Here is a 17,683-nt window from a genome sequence, read left to right as displayed (position 1 = left end):
CGGGTCAGTTCGAGAGCATGCGGTCGACCCAGCCGAGGAAGCCGCCTTCGGCCCGCACCGCTTCAAGCGCTGGCGCCGGCACCGATGCGGCGCGGGTGGTGTGGGCACGTGGCGGCAGATATTTGTTGGTCGGCTTATAGCCCATTTCCGGCATCAGATCGACACCGCCGCGCTCGGCCACCAGTTGCGAGATAGCGGATGCCGGATCGCCCAGATCGCCAAAATGCCGCGCGCTGGTCGGGCAAGCAGCGACGCAGGCCGGCACGCGATCTTCTTCCGCCAGATTGTCGTTGTAGATGCGGTCGACGCACAACGTGCATTTCTTCATCACGCCGACATCGGTGTCGAACTCGCGCGCGCCATAGGGGCAGGCCCAGCTGCACAATTTGCAGCCGATGCATTTGTCCTCGTCGACCAGCACGATGCCATCCGACGCCCGCTTGTAGGAGGCGCCGGTCGGGCAGACCGTGACGCACGCCGGCGTCTCGCAGTGCAGGCAGGAGCGTGGGAAATTGACCGTGCGCCCACCCATCTCGGTCATGTGCTCATAGCTGTGCACGCGGTTGAACCAGACGCCGTCGACATTGCCGCCATAGGGGTCGATGTCGGTTAGCGGCGCCATATGGCCGCCGGTGTTCCATTCTTTGCAGGCGGTAACGCAGGCCTGGCAGCCGACGCAGGTGTCGAGATCGATGACAAGGCCGAGCTTCTTGTCGGTATGGGTGGGAAGGCAAGTCATTTGGCAGCTTCTCTTTCCCGACGGAATTCGGCGCCGAAACTAAGCTTATCGGGCGGGAGCTCAAAATGCGGGGGCTGTCGGAACCGCTCGAACTGCGGTTCGGTGAAGCCTGCTTCCTCGTCTGCGCATTTGACGATGCGCACGCGCAGGTCGAACCATGCGGCCTGGCCCGTTACCGGGTCGGAATTCGAATAGCGTTTGCCGTTGGCATCGGCGGAGGTCTGGTCGCCGATGATGTGGTTGAGCAGGAAGCCGCGATTGGATTCGGCCGCGTCGTCCTTGAGCCCCCAGCTGCCGCGCCGTTTGCCGATCGCGTTCCAGGTCCACACCGTATCGGCGTTGACGCCGTCGGCCAGCTTGATCTGTCCTTTGACCTTGCCGTTGATGCTCTCGATCCAAACCCAATCGTCGTCGACAAGGCTGAGGCCGGCTGCCGTCCGGTAGTGCACGAACAGTCGGTTCTGGCTGGTGATCTGCCTTAGCCAGGCATTCTGCCCGCCCCAGGAATGGTACATGTGCATCGGCCGCTGCGTCAGCGCGTGCAGCGGATAGGCTTGGCTGTCGACCGCAGCCTCTTCGAAGGGCGCATACCAGAACGGCAGCGGATCCATATAGGTCTCGATGCGGCTGCGCTCCGCCTCCGGCGGCAGCACCCCGCCATGGCCGCGCGCCGCAAGGCGAAAGCGCTGCATCGGCTCCGAATAGAGTTGGAAGACGATCGGCTCGGCCTTCGGCATGAAGCCCATGCTCTCAGCCAATTCGAGATACGAGCGGTTGGCCATCTTGTAATAGCGCTGATCGGCGGCGAAATCCTGGTGCCAGAAGCCGCCATTATCTATGTAGCGCTGCAACTGGTCGGGATTGACCTCGCCCTTGCCGACCGAGGCCCCGTCCTTGCCGCGCCAGCCGGCGAGCGGACCGACACCTGGCGTGCGCTCGTGATTGACGATGTAGTCGGCATAGTCGCGGTATTTGGCGGAGCCGTCGTCATGAACGAAGCCGGGCAGACCGAGCCGCGCGCCGAGTTCGATCAGCACCGTCTGGAACGGCCTGACGTCGCGGTCCGGCTCGACGACCGGATGGCGGATGGCGTCGCCCGGACCGTCGGCATGGCTGATCGGCCGGTCGAGCAGACTGATACAGTCATGACGCTCGAGATAGGTGGTGTCCGGCAGCACCAGATCGGCAAAAGGCACGGTCTCGGCATAATAAGCGTCGGAATAGATGATGAACGGGATCTTGTACTCGCCCGACGCACCGATATCGGTCAGCATCGCCATCGTCTCGACCGTATTCATCGACGAGTTCCAGGCCATGTTGGACATGTACATAAACAGCGTGTCGATCTTGTAGGGATCGCCGGCCCAGGCGTTGCGGATAACCGTGTGCATGAGCCCGTGTGCGGCCAGCGGCGCATCCCAGGAGTAGGCCTTGTCGATACGAACAGGCTTGCCGCCTTCATCGATCAGCAGGTCCTCCGGTCCGCAGACGAAGCCGAGCGGCATGCCTTCGAGCGGTGTCATCGGCTTCACATTCTTGCCGGCGGGCATTGTACCCGGCGGCGCGGACCGCGGATAAGGCGGTTTGAAGCGGAAGCCGCCCGGCACGTCCACCGTGCCGAGAAGCACCTGAAGCAGATGAATGGCGCGGCAAGTGTGAAATCCGTTCGAATGGGCCGAGATGCCGCGCATCGCATGCATCGACACCGGGCGACCCTTGATGGTCTCGTGCCGGCGGCCGGCCCAGTCCGTCCAGGCCACCGGCAATTCGATTTGCTGTTCGAAGGCGACATGGGCGAGTTCTGCGGCAATGCGTCGGATGGTGTCGGCGGAGATGCCGCACCGGTCAGTGACGGCGTCCGGTGAATAGCTCTCGTCCAGATAACGGTCGGCGACAAGTTGGAAGACCGGCACGCAGCGGCGGCCGTCGACGAGAACGCTGCCGGTCAATGCGGGCTTCGCGTCGGCATCGCTGGCATTGACAGGCGTCTTCGCCACCCTGTCCCAAGCCAGCGGATTGCCGTCGCCATTGCGCATGAACAGCCCGTCATCGACAGCTCCAGGCTCCTGAACGACCAGGATGTGGGCATTGGTGTAGCGCAAGAGGTACTCGAGATCGATGCGGCCAGCCTTCAGCAATTCATGGATGAGGGCGAATACGAACAGGCCGTCGGTGCCGGGCCGGATGCCGATCCAGTCGTCGGCAATTGCATTATAGCCGGTGCGGCAGGGATTGATTGAAACCACCTTGGCGCCGCGCGCCTTGAGCTTGCCGAGTCCGATCTTGATCGGATTGGAATCATGGTCTTCGGCAACCCCGAACAGCATGAAATATTTGGTGTTGTCCCAGTCGGGCTCGCCGAACTCCCAGAACGAGCCGCCAATCGTGTAGAGGCCGCCGGCCGCCATATTGACCGAGCAGAAGCCGCCATGGGCGGCGAAGTTCGGCGTGCCGAACTGGCTCGCCCACCAGCCGGTCAGCGATTGCGACTGGTCGCGCCCGGTGAAGAAGGCAAGTTTCTTCGGATCGGTTCGGCGGATGTTCGAAAGCCGTTCTGTCGCGATCGACAAAGCTTCCTCCCACTCAATCTCGCGGAACTCGCCCGAGCCGCGCGGGCCGGTGCGCAGTAGCGGCTTCTTCAGCCGGGCCGGGCTGTAATGCTGCATGATGCCGGCGCTGCCCTTGCCGCACAGCACACCGCGGTTGACCGGGTGATCCTTGTTGCCGTTGATGTAGCGGACCTTGCCGTCTTTGATATGGACGTCGATGCCGCAGCGGCAGGCGCACATATAGCAGGTGGTCTTGGCGATGCTGTCGGAGACATCAGGCGACGTATCGACACCATCGCGTTCAGCGGGCGCGCGCGTATCGGCAAGCGGCCGTTGTGATGGTGCCGAATTGGCTCCGCGCAGCAGGTTGTTGGTCATGATCCGGTGATGCTCTTGCGCTCCGCTAACTTGGCTCTCGTCTTCGGACCTGGGCCGCGCATGTAATGCTCTTCCGGCCGATAGCGTTCACCCAAGAGCCGCCACCGCAGGCTGCGGGTCCAGTGCGCAAACACGGATTTGAACCGCCCCACCAATTCTACCTCGACTGCTCTGGCGCGACTTTTTTCCAATTTCGGGCCAAAATTTAGAACAAAGCGACCGATCCGTCTAACAACTTGCTCTTGTAATTCCAATCGGATTTGCTTCTTAGTATCGGAATGACCCTGGACCAGTTGCGGATCTTCGTCGCCGTCGCCGAACGGGCGCACATGACCAAAGCGGCCGAGTTGCTGGGCATCTCACAGTCGGCCGCATCCGCCGCGATCCGCTCGCTCGAACAGCAGCATGGCGTCCAGTTGTTCAACCGCGTCGGCCGCAACATCGAGCTCGCCGAGACCGGACGCCGATTCTTGCCCGAAGCCAAGGCGGTCCTCGAGCGGGCTGCGGCGGCCCACAATGTGCTGGAGCATGTCTCGCAGACGATATCAGGCAGTCTCTCGATAGCTGCCAGCCAGACCATCGCCAGCTATTGGCTGCCGCGCCGGCTCGCCTCTTTCCACGAAGCCTATCCTGCCGTCAGGCTGAGCGTGGACATTGGCAACACCAGGCAGGTCGAGACCAATGTACTTGATGGCGCAGCCGATTTTGGCCTGGTCGAGGGGCGCACCGAATCCGACATTTTGCGGCGTGCCAAGGTCGATATCGATCGCATGATGCTGGTCGTGGCGCGCTCGCACCCGGAGATCGCGGAAGTTTCGCCTGGACATCCCGACCTTGGCGGGCTTCGCTGGATCATCCGCGAAGGCGGGTCGGGCACGCGCGAGGCATTGGAGGACCTTGCCCGACGCGACGGGGTTTCGTTCGCGGACCTGCAGATATTCCTGGTATTGCCGAGCAATGAGGCTATTCGCCAGGCGGTCGAGGCCGGAGCCGGCGCCAGCATCATCTCGGAACTCGTCGTCGCCCGCGCGGTCGCCGAAGGCAGCCTGCGTTCTGTGCCGGTCGATCTGCCGAAGCGCGAATTTGCCATGATCACGCATCGCGACCGGCAGCCAAGCCTGGCCCAGATGGCGCTCAAGGCGCATCTTGGCGGCAAAGCTGAGAGATCCGCGCCGCTTTAAGCCGATCAGCCGAACTTCCGCTGCGCGTCGAGCGCCAGCCCAAGCCCGACCGAGCCGAACACATCGCCTTCGATTACCGACGCCTGCGGCACCAGCGCCAGGATCTGCTGCCTGGCCAGCGGGATCGCGGTCGATCCGCCGGTCAGGAACACCGCGGTGATGTCCGAGGCCTTCACCTGTGCGTCGCGGATGGTCTGCTCGACCGTAGCCGCAACACGCTCAATGTCCCTGGCTATGGTGGCTTCGAGACCCTTGCGCGTGATTTCTGCCGTGAACCTCACCTCGGGCAGCGCGACCTCGACATCGGCCGACGATCGGTCCGTCAGCTTGATCTTGGCCTTTTCGACCAGCGCCGCCAGCGCGTGGCCGTAACGATGCTCGACGATGTGGATGAAGCGGTCGACCAGGTCTGCGTGCTCCGCCTCATAGCGGATCTGGCGCAGATGCGTCATCGCCCTCGCGGTATAGACCAGGTTGATGCGCTGCCACGTCGCCAGGTCGATGAAGTAGCTCGCCGGCAGATTACGTTTGCCATCCTTGGTCGGTGAGAGATAGCCGAGCTGCGGCATCACATGGGCGATGCTCAGCAGCCGGTCGAAGTCGGTGCCGCCGATGTGGATGCCGCGGCTGGCCAGGATGTCGTCCTTGCGGTCAAGCGAGCGGGCGCGCTCGGGCGAGACCCGCACGATTGAGAAGTCGGACGTGCCGCCGCCCATGTCGACGATCAGCGCCAGTTCCTCGCGCGTCACCTTTTGTTCGTAGTCGAGCGCCGCGGCAATCGGTTCGAACTGGAAGGCGATCTGCTTGAAGCCGTGGGCACGAGCGGCGTTTTCGAGTTCGTGCTCCGCCTTGGCGTCGGCCTCGGCATCGTCGTCGACGAACTGCACGGGCCGTCCCAGCACGACGCTGTCGACCGCGTCATGGGCTTCTTCTTCCAGCTTCTTTTTCAGATGGCCGACGAACAGGCCGACAATCTCCATGAAGCCGATCGAGCGCGCCTTGATGCGTGTCTTTTCGTGGGCAAGCGAGCTGCCGAGCACACTCTTCAACGAGCGCATCAGGCGGCCTTCGATACTGTCCGTATAGTTGGCAAGGGCGCGTCGCCCGAAATAGGTGCGGTTGTCCTCGAAATTGAAGAATACCGCACTGGGCAGCGTGACCTGGCCGTCTTCCAACGCCACCAGCCGCGGCTGCCCGTTCCTGACCACGCTCACGGTGGAATTCGAAGTGCCGAAGTCGATACCGGCAAATGCTGGTCGCATCGTGCGTTCCTGTAGTTCTGATTTGGGGAGCAGCAGCTCGTATCCGGTCGGGCCGGGGTCGCGGTCTAACCCATACCCTCGGAAAGGGAAACCACTTTTACGAGAGTTCAGTCTTTCCTGAACACCAGTCGTCCGAGCCAGCCGGTCAGCATGGCCAGCGATACGGCAAAGACACCGTAGAGGAAGGAATAGTCGTGCGCGACGCGGAAGATCGACTGTTCGAAACCGGACTTGCGGATTTCGAGCTGGGCGGAGCTTTCCTTGATGAACAAGCCGCTCTTGAACAGGAAGGCGCGGGCCTTATGGGTGCCGACCGGAACGTTTGGGGCGAGCCTGACGGTGGCGCGGAACAGGTTCTGCGACAGGAACTGCACACCGCCGACATTCTCGCTGTAGAGGCCGGTCGCCGCCTTGCGTTCGCGCAGCGCGGCGGTGAACTCCTCGATTGTCGCCGGGCTGTCCTCCGCGTCGGCCGGCTGCAAATAGAGGTTGGAGGCGCCAAGCGACAGCTGCTTGTAGCTGTTCGGATCGGTGACGTCCTGCAGCGGCCGCGTCGTCGCCACCGAATAGGAGACAGGTACGTTTTTGAAGGTCTCCGACTCCAGATTGACCCAGACGCCGAGCACCCGGTCCTTGCGGCGCACGACGACCGGCCGAGCCGGGCCTTCCAGCACGACGATCACGTCGTAGCGCCCTTGCCGCGCGACAAGCGGATCGGCATTTTCCAGTGAGCCGAAAATGGTCAGGTCGGCGCCGGAAAAGCCGGCGGTAATCGAGACATTGTCGGTGGAAAGGCCGATCTGGATGTTTTCGGTTAGTGGCGCCTGCGCCTTCGCCGGTGGCGCAGCAGCCAGCAGCGACAGCAAGACGGCGGCCGCGAGCGTCCTTAGGCCGGCCATCAGCTCAGGCCCACGCCGGACAGAGAATAGAGATTGGGCGGCGTGACGAAAAGATCGATGGCAAGCCGGATGGCTACCGCCAGCACGAGCAGCGCCAGCAGTGCCCTGAGTTGCTCGCCCCGCAGCCTCTGACCAGCCTTGGCGCCATATTGCGCGCCGGCGACGCCGCCTGCCATCAACAGGAAGGCGAGCATGACGTCGACCGTCTGATTGGTGGTGGCGTGGACCAGCGTGGTGTAAGCCGAGGTGAAGATGATCTGGAACAGCGAGGTGCCGATGACGACGTTGGTCGGCACTTTCAAAAGGTAGATCAGGGCCGGCACCATGATGAAGCCGCCGCCGACGCCCATGATCGAGGACAGGAAGCCAATCGCCGCGCCCAGCCCAAGCACCGGAATGACGCTGACGAAGAGCTTCGAGGCCCTGAACCGCATCTTCAGCGGCAGGCGGTGGATCCAATTATGCTGGCCGGATTTCTTCAACACCGGTGCGGCGCCGCTGCGAGTGGCGCGCAGCGCATTGACGCTCTCGACCAGCATCAGTCCGCCGACGGTGCCGAGCAGCACGACGTAGAGCAGCGAGATGAACAGGTCGAGCTGGCCGAGCCGGCGCAGGAGCGCAAAGACATAGATACCACCAGTCGAGCCGACGATGCCGCCGGCTAAAAGCACGCCGCCAAGCTTGAAGTCGAGCGTGCCGCGCTTCATGTGCGACAGGGCGCCGGAGAAGGAGGAAGCGATGACCTGGTTGGCGCCCGTGGCGACCGCGATTGCCGGCGGTATGTTGTAGAAGATCAGCAGTGGCGTAATGAGAAAGCCGCCGCCCACGCCGAACATGCCCGACAGGAAACCCACCGCCGCACCCATGGCCAGCAGCACGAAGATGTTGACGGAAATTTCCGCGATCGGGAGATAGATGCCCACCCGTCAGTCTCGATCAGTTTGCCTCCTGGCGAATGCAACCGTTGCGGGCATTTTGCGTCAGAAGGCTATCTCGTTCTTGCGCCGGCCGGGCCGTGAAGTCAAACTTCGCCGCACCGCCGAAACAAAAAACAACTCAATCAGTTAACAGGCAAATCTGTGGCAAGGGCGTCGCGGAAACGACGCATCCGCCGTTATTTACGCGCAAGCAGCGCCTTGACCAGCTTTTCGTCAATCACGCCGGTTGCCTTCATATCGTTGTCGGCCTGGAAGGCCATGATCGCGTTCTTGGTTTTCTGGCCCATCATCCCGTCGGGATTGCCGGCCTCGTAACCGTTCTTGTTGAGAATGCGCTGGATGTTCTGGACCGCTTTCTTCATGTCGATGCCGGCGGTCGTCTGTGGTGTGCCGTCCTGCCACGATTCAGGAACGTCGGCCGAATTGGCGGTTGGATCGAGCGGCTTGGCCTTCCACAGTTCAGCCGCGGCCCGCGCACGCTCCAGCTGCTCGGGCCTCAGCGCCTTGGCGATCTCGTCGCGCTTGGCCGCCGCATCCTTGTCGCCGGTCTTGGCGACGAGTGCGAACCATTTGTAGCTCTCCTCGAGGTTCTGCTTCATGCCGACGCCCTTCGCCGCGAGGATGCCGAGATTGAACTGGCTATCCTTGACGCCGAGATCCGCCGCCGCCTGGAACCAGCGCGCTGCCGATTCATTGTCGGTCACGCCATCCGCCGCCATCGCAAACAGCACGGCAAGATTGTGCATCGCGCTGGCATTGCCCTGCGCTGCGGCAAGCTGGTACCAGGTTTTCGCTTTCTTGATGTCGCGTGCGACGCCGATGCCCTTCTCGTAGAAATTGCCGATGCGGTATTCTGCCGGCGCGAAACCGAGTTCGGCAGCTTTCTCATACCATTTGGCCGCCGCCGCCATGTCTTCTTTGACGCCGCGAGACTCGGCGTAGCGCGAGCCGATCTCGAACAGCGCCTTGGCGTCGCCGCCCGCCGCTGCATCGCGCAGGGCGGCCGGACCGGCATCGGCCGGAACGTCGATCTTGGCAACGCCTGCCGCGGCAGCATCCGCCGGTGGCACCGTGCCGGTCGAGTCCTGCGTCGCAGCGGTGGCTATAGCAGGCGCGGCAGCCATTGGCTCGGCGTCGCTGGCCGTCGCCGCTGCCGGCGTGGGCACTGCGGCCGCGGAGTCTTGCGCCGCCAGGTCAGCGGGCTCCGCGGAAGCCGAGGGCGCCGTCGATGTCTCGGCTGCCGGTGTAGCGGGGCCGGTTTGCGCCGCCGTGTCGTCCTTGGTCATCGATGCGGATGGCTCTGCCTGCCTGACGGTGGGCGACGGCGCGCTCTCCTGTGGTGTCGTCTGCGCGTCCGCCTTCGGCTCGCTGGCAACGCTGGCCAAATTGGTTTCCACCGGCTGTACGGCCACGGCCGGTGCCGCCTCATTGTTGGTGACTTCGACCGGGTCGGAGAAGAAGGCTTTGCCCAGTTGCAGGCCGGCAAGCGCCAGCATGATGGCGATTGCCCCCATCAGGATCGGCTTGCGCCGCGCCTTGAGCAGGTCGCCGATCCTGAGTGCCTTGACCGGGCCTTTCATCGTCGACTGGCGCTTGAGGGCGTCCGCCTCGGCAGCCGCCGCTTGCGCAGCCCGTCTGGCTGCCGCAATGAAGTCCGATTTTGCCGCCTCAGCGCCGCCTTCCCGGGTCGGCTGCCCGCGCTCGTCGCGCACGCGCTTCATGATGGCGCTGAGGTCGGGTGCGCCGGAGCCGGGTTCCAGTGGCCGGTTGGCGAGCTTGGGGTCGAGGGGCTCGTCGAGATCGACGCTCGGTATCTCGGCGCTCTGCGCCGAGCCTGCAAGCGGCGGCATCTCGGCGTCCTTCTTGCCCTTCAAGGCGCGCGCCAGCCCGCCTAACATCGATTTCCTGCCGCCGCCTTGCTCGGATTTTTCACGCGTCGTGTCTGAACCGAGAGCCGCCAGGGCTGCTGCGGCGGCGGCCTCGGCTGGCGTACGCGGACCTGGCTCGTCGCGGACGAGCGCCGCGGCGCGGCCGTCGAGATCGGCCATGCTGCCTGTCAACGGCAGCGGCTGGTCGAGGTCCATCGACGGTGCGTCCTGTACCGAGATCTTGGATGGCCGGCCGAAACGCTTGCTCAACTCAGCGCTTGCCGGTTCACCCGTCTCCAATGAACCAAGCCTGTCAACGATCTTGAGCAGCGTATCGTGGATAGCCTCGAACGTTCTCGAATTGCGCTCGTCCGAACGCCGCGTCAGTGCCTCGAGCGTCTTCAGGTCCTGGGCGAGGCCGGTAACGGCCGCCGTGTTGGCGCTTGATCCGGCCAGTGAGCGGACGGCGCTCTCAGCCGCCTCGCGCGCCGCGCCGAGGATGGAATCGCGGGTTCCGGCCAGCGACTTCTCGATTTCGTTGAGACGCGGGCTGATGTCGTCGAATTCCGGCAGCGGCGTGCCAGGCTTGGAAAGATGCGCCGTCAGGCCGGCGACCTGCGCTTCAAGGCTGCGGATCAACGCCGGGTCGATGCTGGCGACCTGTGCCGCGGACGAATCCAGCCGGCTTGAGATGTCTTCGAGCCGGCTCTCCAGGCCACGGATCGCCGCCTCGTTGGCGGGATCTGGAACGCGCGTCTCAATCCGCTTGGCCAGCGCGGTGAAGCGGGCGTCGATGGCATCCATGATGCCGGCGCTATCGACCTGCGGCATGCGCTGGTCCAGCCTGTCGGCGACCTCGTCCAACCGGCGCTCAAGGTCGCGAAACAGCATGTTGCCTTGTTCGATTGCGTCGCCCTGGCGACGTTCCATCATGCTGGACAGCACGTCGAAGCGCTGCTCGAGCCCCTGGAAGATGTAGTCGGCGTCGGGCATGGCAGGTGCGTGGTCGATCTTGTCGGCAATAAGCGCGACTTGCCTGGCAAGGCGCTCCATCGCCTGTTCCGGCAGATTGGCTCGGCCGGCCAGTTCATCCACGCGGCTCGACAATGTGTTGAGACGGTCGATGACCTCCCGACCCGGACGATCCTGCGACACTTCTTCGATTTGCTGGGCCAGTGAATCGATCCGCTTCTCGATGCGTTCGAAGGGCTCGGGGTCGAACGAATTGGCTTGCGCGGCAACCGTCGAGGCGACGATCGCGCGGGAAATCTCGTCGAGCCGCTCGTCGATCTGACTGAATGTGTCGCCGCCGCGATTGTCCTGCTGGCGGGCGAAATGGTCGACCGCTCCGGCAAGCGTGCGGACCTTTTCCTCGAGCGAGCGCAGCGACAGCGATTCCGGCAGATTGCTGACGGCATTGCTGATCTGTTCGAGCCGCTCCGTTAGCGCCGACAGGCCGGGTGCATCGGAACGCTTGCGCTGATCGGCCTCGACGCGATCCTCGAAAGCGTTCCAGCGGCGGTCGAAATCGTCCCAGCGGCGTCCGACCGCCTGCACGCTCTCCTCGCGCGCCAGCGTATCGAGCGCGGCTTTGACCTGCTCAAGCTCGAGCCGCAGCATATTGACGCTTCTGTCGTCGCTTTTTTCGGCCAGTGTCTGGATGGCGCCGGAAAGCCGCTCGAATTCGACGCTGAGTTCGGCGCTGCCTTTGCCGCCGCCATTTGACTGGAAGGCTCGCTCAATATTCTTGCGCAGTACCTCGAACTCGCGTTGCAGGCCGGAGGTCATCTGCTGGCGCAACTCTTCGCGCAGGCCGCGCAATTCGCCGGCGATCTTGCCGGCTAGGGCGACGCCGTCCTCCTGGCCCCGCACCCGGTCGATATCGCGGGCGATCGCCTGGTAATTCTGGTCGAAAGCCGCTGCTGGACCTTTCGGCCGCTGCGCGCGTGGATCCTCATACCGGCGCTGCTGGCCATAGGGTTGGGCGCTGGGATAGCGTGGTTCTGCCGCTGGTCGGCGCGGATCGGCGTGGCTTGCCGTCTCCTCGCGCGTCCGCTCCAGCCGCTGCTCCAGAGTTTCCAGGGAGCGGTTGAGCTCTTCAAGCGTCGTGTGCGGCCGGCGTTGCCTGCCGGCGTTGAGTGTATCGAGGTAGGACCGCTTGCTGTTCATCAATGCGCCCGTTTCAGAATTGCTGGCTTTCACCAGGTTCCCAAAGTCCTGCCGGGACGAAGGCGACTGCTTGGCTTGTTGCAGTGGAAGACGAGCTTCCCGGTCTCATCCGCGCTCCGAAAAACCGTGAAAAATTCAGTACAGGATAGACACGGGTAACCGACATGCGCACATTTCGCCCCAACGTGGTAAACAACGCGTTAACCAAGCTTAAGAAGTTGCAACTTTGTCGGCTGGCTGCCGACGGCGCCGGGTGTCTTTTTTTGGACGCGCAAAAGACGTTGTAGAATTTTGATCAGCCGCATGATCGCTCCCGAAATCGGCAACGACCTTTTAGGTTGTCCGCTGGTGCTGCGGCATAAAGTTGCAAGACCAGAACACTCTTGCGTGCTGAGGCGGCTATCGATATAGAATTGACGTAAACGTAAATGAGCGGATTACGCCGTTTGCGATTTGTTTGTTGAAACCACGAGTGGAAGCACGCCCCCGCTTTCACTCAGGCGACGCAAGGTCCGCGACCGCGACGCCACCAGACGGGGAAAGCCAGTGACCATGAAACTTATTTCGCCCGGCCAAGCCGCGGCCAACACCAACGATATGTCGAGCGAAGCCGGTGAAGAGCTTGTCCGCATCGGCGAAATGGCCAAGAAATACGGAGTGACGCTGCGTACGCTGCGCTTCTATGAGGACAAGGGTCTGCTCAACCCGCAGCGCGACGGCTCGACCCGTCTTTATACACGCCGCGACAGGGCCCGGCTGAAGCTGATCCTGCTTGGCCGCAAGGTCGGGTTCTCGCTGCGTGACGTCAAGCAGATGATGGACCTCTACGATCCGAACGGCTCCAACACCAAGCAATTGCGGCTGGCGCTCGACAAGTCGGAGAAGCAGCTTGCCCGCCTGCAGAAGCAGCGGGCGCTGATCGACGATGCCATCAGCGAACTGAGTGCTTCGATGTCGACCGTCCGGCAAATGCTGATCGAGCGCTCGACCCCGCAGGCCAGTGTGGCGAGCTAAACTAAGCTTTCGATTTGTGACGAATAGGAGCCGCGCGGCTTTCGCTGCGCGGTTCTTCGTCGTTTGCCGTGCTTTGTCGTTTGTCGTCCTGGCGCGCGGGAGAAAATTTGCCTCAGCACAGAATTGACGTTTACGCAAACGTCAATATTTGTTATCTCGACCACAACGTTGGTCCGTCTGCCATCCTCATATGCTGGGGCTGATTTCGGGGCCAAGACCGCATGGTGGAGGAAACGCATGCCGATCTACAGAGCGCCGGTCCGGGACACGCTGTTCGTGCTGAACGAAGTGCTGGGATATCAGCGTTATTCCAATCTTCCCGGATTTTCCGACGCCACACCGGATGTGCTCGAGGCCATCCTTGCCGAGGGCGCGAAGCTCGCCGAAAACGTGATGCAGCCGCTGAACCGCATTGGCGACGTGGAAGGCTGCATGCGCCATGACGACGGTTCGGTAACGACGCCGAAAGGCTTCAAGGAAGCTTTCGACCAGTATCGCGAAGGCGGCTGGATGGGGCTCGCGGCACCTGTCGAGTTTGGCGGGCAAGGCTTGCCCTACGCGGTGCACACTGCGGTTGCCGAATACATGGTGTCGGCCAATATGTCGCTGATGATGTATGCCGGCCTGACGCAAGGCGCGATCGCTGCGATCATCACCCATGGCACCAAAGAGCAGAAGGCAACATGGTTGCCGAAGCTGGTCGAGGGCGCCTGGACCGGCACCATGAACCTGACCGAGCCACACTGCGGAACCGATCTTGGCTTGCTGCGCACCAAGGCCGTCCCAAATGGCGACGGCACCTACAGGATCTCCGGTCAGAAGATCTTCATCTCTGCCGGCGAGCATGACATGTCGGACAATATCGTCCACCTTGTGCTGGCCCGTATCGAGGGCGCGCCGGATGGCGTGAAGGGCATCTCGCTGTTCATCGTGCCGAAGCTCAAGCTCGATGCCTCAGGCAATCCGGACGAGAAGAACACCGTCTCCTGTGGCTCGATCGAGCAGAAGATGGGTATCCATGGCAACTCGACCTGCGTCATGAATTACGACGACGCTGAAGGCACGCTGCTCGGCGAGGCCAATGGCGGGCTGAAAGCAATGTTCACCATGATGAATGAGGCGCGGCTTGGCGTCGGCCTGCAGGGCCTCTCGCTATCGGAGGTCGCCTATCAGAATGCGGTTTCCTACGCCAAGGATCGTCTGCAGGGCCGCTCGCTGTCAGGGCCGAAGGCGCCGGACAGGAAGGCCGATCCGATCATCGTCCATCCGGACATCCGCCGCAGCCTGATGACCATGAAGGCTTTCAACGAGGCCGGCCGCGCGCTGGCGCTGTGGACGGCGATCAAGTCCGACATCGCTCACCGCTCCGGAGACGACAAAGATCGCCAGGTCGCAGACGACTACACCGGCCTGATGACGCCGGTGGTCAAAGGCGTGCTCACCGACAAGGGGTTCGATCATGCGGTAATGGCGCAGCAGGTCTTCGGCGGCCACGGCTATATAGAAGAGCACGGCATGAGCCAGTTCGTCCGCGATGCGCGCATCGCCATGATCTATGAGGGTGCCAACGGCATCCAGGCGCTCGATCTCGTCGGCCGCAAGCTGGCCTTGAATGGCGGCCGCGCGGTCCAGGCCTTCTTTAGGGAAGTCGGAGAGTTCTGCGAGGAGAACCGCACCGACGAGACGATGGCGCCCTTCACCAAGGCGCTGAAAAAGGGCCTCAACGATCTGCAGGCGGCGACGATGTGGCTGGTGCAGAACGGCATGGCCAAGCCCGACAATGCCGGTGCCGCCTCGACCGACTACATGCATCTCTTCGGCCTGGTGGCGCTGGGCTATATGTGGGCCCGGATGGCCAGGGTGGCCGCAGCGAAATTGGCTGATGGCGCTGACGGCGCTTCGTCTTTCTACGACAACAAGCTGGTGACGGCGCGCTTCTTCATAGAGCGGATCATGCCGGAGACGTCGGCGCATCTTGCCCGCATCTCCAGCGGTGCCGACACATTGATGGCACTGCCGGCGGAAGCGTTCTAGCTTCGGCGTTCCCCTCCCCTCGAGGGGAGGGTGGCCCGAAGGGCCGGGAGGGGTCCTGCGTGCAGTGCGCCGACCTCCATTCTGGTGCATGCCTTGGAGGAAAATGATCGCAATGCCGTGGCACATGGCGCAGGTTGTAAAAGATAAGGTCGAGCAAGTCATCGGCGACCCCACCCGGCCGCTTCGCGGCCACCCTCCCCTCGAGGGGGAGGGGAACGTCGGCGCGAGGGAGAAACCATGACCCACCCCGCCGAAATCCTTGGCCTTCCCAAGCCCGCCTGGGCGGCGGACGAGGTCGGCATGCTTTACGACATGGCGCACCGCTTCATGTCGGAAGAGATCGCGCCGCGTTACGACGAGTTCGAGAAGAACGAAATGGTCGACCGCGAGAGCTGGCTGAAGGCGGGTGCTGCCGGCCTGCTGTGCGCCTCGATGCCGGAGGAATATGGCGGATCGGGCGGCACCTTCGCGCATGAGAGCGCCATTATCGAGGCGATCGGCCATGTCGGCGTCGACGGGTTCGGCATTGGCCTGCACAATTCGATCGTTGCCCCCTACATCCTCCATTACGGCTCGGACGAGCAGAAGAAGAAATGGCTGCCGAGGCTGGCGACCGGCGAGCTGATCGGCGCCATCGCCATGACCGAGCCGGGTGCGGGCTCCGACCTTCAGAGCGTCAAGACGCGCGCCGAAAAGGACGGCAACCAGTACAAGCTCAACGGCTCGAAGACCTTTATCACCAACGGCCAGCTCGCCAATTTCATCATCGTCGTTGCCAAGACCGATCCTGAGAAGGGCGCCAAGGGCATCTCGCTGATCGTCGTCGAGACTGACGAGGTGGAAGGTTTCGAGCGCGGCCGCAACCTCGACAAGATCGGCCTCAAGGCCAACGACACGTCGGAACTGTTCTTCAACGACGTGCGTGTGCCGACCTCGAACCTGCTCGGCAACGAGGAAGGCCAGGGCTTCGTCCAGTTGATGCAGCAATTACCGCAGGAGCGGCTGCAGATCGGCACCACTGCTATCGCCATGATCGAGCGGGCGCTGGCGCTTACCATCGACTACGTCAAGGAGCGCAAGGCCTTCGGCAAGCCCATCATCGAATTCCAGAACACCCAGTTCAAACTTGCCGAATTGAAGACCGAGGCGACCATCGGCCGCGTCTTCTATAATGACTGCGTTGCCCGCCACATTAACGGCGGCCTCGACCCGGTGACCGCGTCTATGGCCAAATACTGGCTGTCGGACCTGCAAGGAAAAGTCGTCGACGAATGCCTTCAATTGCATGGCGGCTATGGCTACATGAATGAATATCCGATTGCGCGCATGTTCCGCGACGCCCGCGTCCAGCGCATCTACGGCGGCACCAACGAGATCATGAAATTGCTGATCGGGCGCTCGCTCTGAGCGACTTTTCGGCAAACCCAAGGAGCAGGAAAATGGCCGAAGCTTATGTCTATGATGCCGTGCGCACGCCGCGCGGCAGGGGCAAGAAGGATGGCTCGCTGCACGAAGTGCCGGCGGTGCGGCTCGGCGCCAAGGTGCTCGAGGCCATCCGCGACCGCAACGGGCTGGACACCGGCACCGTCGACGACATCATCTTCGGTTGTGTCGATCCGGTTGGCGAGGCGGGTGCGGTCATTCCACGTGCCGCCGCTTTCGAGGCCGGCTACGACACCAAGGCGCCTGGCATGCAGATATCGCGTTTCTGCGCCTCGGGCCTCGACGCCATCAATTTCGGCGCCGCCAAGATCGCGCAGGGCGCCGACGAGGTCGTCATCGCCGGTGGCGTCGAATCGATGTCGCGCGTCGGCATGGGCGCCTCCGGCGGCGCCTGGTTCATGGACCCATCGGTCGGCCTACCCGGCTGGTTCGTGCCGCAAGGAATCTCGGCCGACCTGATCGCCACCAAATACGGCTTTTCGCGCGACGACGTCGATGCCTACGCAGTCGAAAGCCAGAAGCGTGCCGCCAAGGCGTGGGGCGAGGGCCGCTTCAAGAATTCGGTGATCTCGGTCAAGGACCAGAACGGCCTGACCATCCTCGACCATGATGAACATATGCGGCCCTCGACCGACATGCAGTCGCTTGCCGCGCTCAACCCGTCCTTCGTCATGCCCGGCGAAATGGGCGGCTTCGACGCCGTCGCCGTGCAGAAGCATCCCGAGGTGGAACAGGTCAACCACGTCCACCATGCCGGCAATTCCTCCGGCATCGTCGATGGCGCGGCGGCCGTGCTGCTCGGCTCGAAAAAGGCGGGAAAGACGCTCGGCCTCAAGCCGCGCGCACGCATCCGTGCGTTCGCCAACATCGGCTCCGAACCGGTGCTGATGCTGACCGGCCCCGTCGACGTCACCGAGAAGCTGTTGAAGCGGGCGAAGATGAAGCTGTCGGACATCGACCTGTTCGAGCTCAACGAGGCCTTCGCTTCGGTGGTGCTGCGCTACATGCAGGCTTTCGACATTCCGCATGACCGGATCAACGTCAATGGTGGGGCCATCGCCATGGGCCATCCGCTCGGCGCCACCGGTGCGATGATTTTCGGTACGGTGCTGGACGAATTGGAACGCCGCGACCTCAACACCGCGCTGGTGACGCTTTGCATCGGCGCCGGCATGGGCACTGCAACGATCATCGAACGCGTCTGACGGA

Annotated in this window: 11 protein-coding genes; 5 read left to right on the top strand and 6 right to left on the bottom strand. The window is 62.9% G+C overall.

The window, feature by feature from the left end; all coding sequences use genetic code 11:
* Window positions 1–4: 4 nt before the first annotated feature.
* Together NKH93_RS06250 and NKH93_RS06245 are read right to left on the bottom strand one after the other, a co-directional pair.
* Window positions 5–739, bottom strand: a complete 735-nt coding sequence (locus tag NKH93_RS06250) for a 4Fe-4S dicluster domain-containing protein (protein WP_352541286.1) — start codon at window positions 737–739, stop codon at window positions 5–7.
* Window positions 736–3,666 carry a molybdopterin oxidoreductase family protein gene (locus NKH93_RS06245; protein WP_352969639.1) on the bottom strand — a complete coding sequence of 977 codons (2,931 nt, stop codon included), beginning with the start codon at window positions 3,664–3,666 and terminating at the stop codon, window positions 736–738. Before NKH93_RS06245 ends, NKH93_RS06250 begins: the two co-directional genes overlap by 4 nt.
* A gap of 278 nt (window positions 3,667–3,944) precedes the next feature.
* Between NKH93_RS06245 and NKH93_RS06240 the strand changes: the two genes are divergently transcribed.
* Window positions 3,945–4,847, top strand: a complete 903-nt coding sequence (locus NKH93_RS06240; RefSeq protein WP_352969637.1) for a LysR substrate-binding domain-containing protein — start codon at window positions 3,945–3,947, stop codon at window positions 4,845–4,847.
* Window positions 4,848–4,852: 5 nt separating this feature from the next.
* On the opposite strand, the gene NKH93_RS06235 is transcribed toward NKH93_RS06240, so the two are convergent.
* The 4 genes from NKH93_RS06235 to NKH93_RS06220 all read right to left on the bottom strand — a co-directional run bounded on the left by NKH93_RS06235 (window position 4,853) and on the right by NKH93_RS06220 (window position 11,983).
* Window positions 4,853–6,109, bottom strand: a complete 1,257-nt coding sequence (locus tag NKH93_RS06235; protein ID WP_352969635.1) for an Hsp70 family protein — start codon at window positions 6,107–6,109, stop codon at window positions 4,853–4,855.
* Between the two features lie 107 nt (window positions 6,110–6,216).
* On the bottom strand, window positions 6,217–7,008 hold the full coding sequence (locus tag NKH93_RS06230) for a TIGR02186 family protein (protein WP_352448631.1): 792 nt from the start codon (window positions 7,006–7,008) through the stop codon (window positions 6,217–6,219).
* Window positions 7,008–7,931, bottom strand: coding sequence for a sulfite exporter TauE/SafE family protein (locus NKH93_RS06225; protein WP_023676949.1), 924 nt, complete (start codon window positions 7,929–7,931; stop codon window positions 7,008–7,010). Before NKH93_RS06225 ends, NKH93_RS06230 begins: the two co-directional genes overlap by 1 nt.
* A gap of 191 nt (window positions 7,932–8,122) precedes the next feature.
* A complete protein-coding gene (locus NKH93_RS06220; RefSeq protein ID WP_352969633.1) occupies window positions 8,123–11,983 on the bottom strand; it encodes a peptidoglycan-binding protein in 3,861 nt (1,286 codons plus the stop codon).
* A 552-nt stretch (window positions 11,984–12,535) separates the two neighbouring features.
* On the opposite strand from NKH93_RS06220, the gene NKH93_RS06215 reads away from it, so the two are divergent.
* The 4 genes from NKH93_RS06215 (at window position 12,536) to NKH93_RS06200 (ending at window position 17,679) form a co-directional block, all read left to right on the top strand.
* Complete coding sequence (locus NKH93_RS06215) at window positions 12,536–12,997, top strand: MerR family transcriptional regulator (RefSeq protein WP_023677331.1); 462 nt, start codon at window positions 12,536–12,538, stop codon at window positions 12,995–12,997.
* Between the two features lie 237 nt (window positions 12,998–13,234).
* Entirely contained in the window at window positions 13,235–15,031 is a 1,797-nt protein-coding gene (locus tag NKH93_RS06210; protein WP_352613910.1) for an acyl-CoA dehydrogenase, read from the top strand.
* A 237-nt stretch (window positions 15,032–15,268) separates the two neighbouring features.
* Window positions 15,269–16,438: an acyl-CoA dehydrogenase family protein gene (locus NKH93_RS06205; RefSeq protein ID WP_352613911.1), complete on the top strand. Its 1,170-nt coding sequence runs from the start codon at window positions 15,269–15,271 to the stop codon at window positions 16,436–16,438.
* A 32-nt stretch (window positions 16,439–16,470) separates the two neighbouring features.
* Window positions 16,471–17,679 (top strand): acetyl-CoA C-acetyltransferase, encoded by a 1,209-nt coding sequence (locus NKH93_RS06200; protein ID WP_352541294.1) that lies wholly within the window; start codon window positions 16,471–16,473, stop codon window positions 17,677–17,679.
* Window positions 17,680–17,683: the final 4 nt, after the last annotated feature.

The sequence above is a fragment of the Mesorhizobium sp. M0954 genome, from assembly GCF_040319155.1.
Classification (GTDB): Bacteria; Pseudomonadota; Alphaproteobacteria; order Rhizobiales; family Rhizobiaceae; genus Mesorhizobium.
Note: the sequence above shows the minus strand (reverse complement) of the source record. Positions and strands in the feature narration are given on the sequence as shown.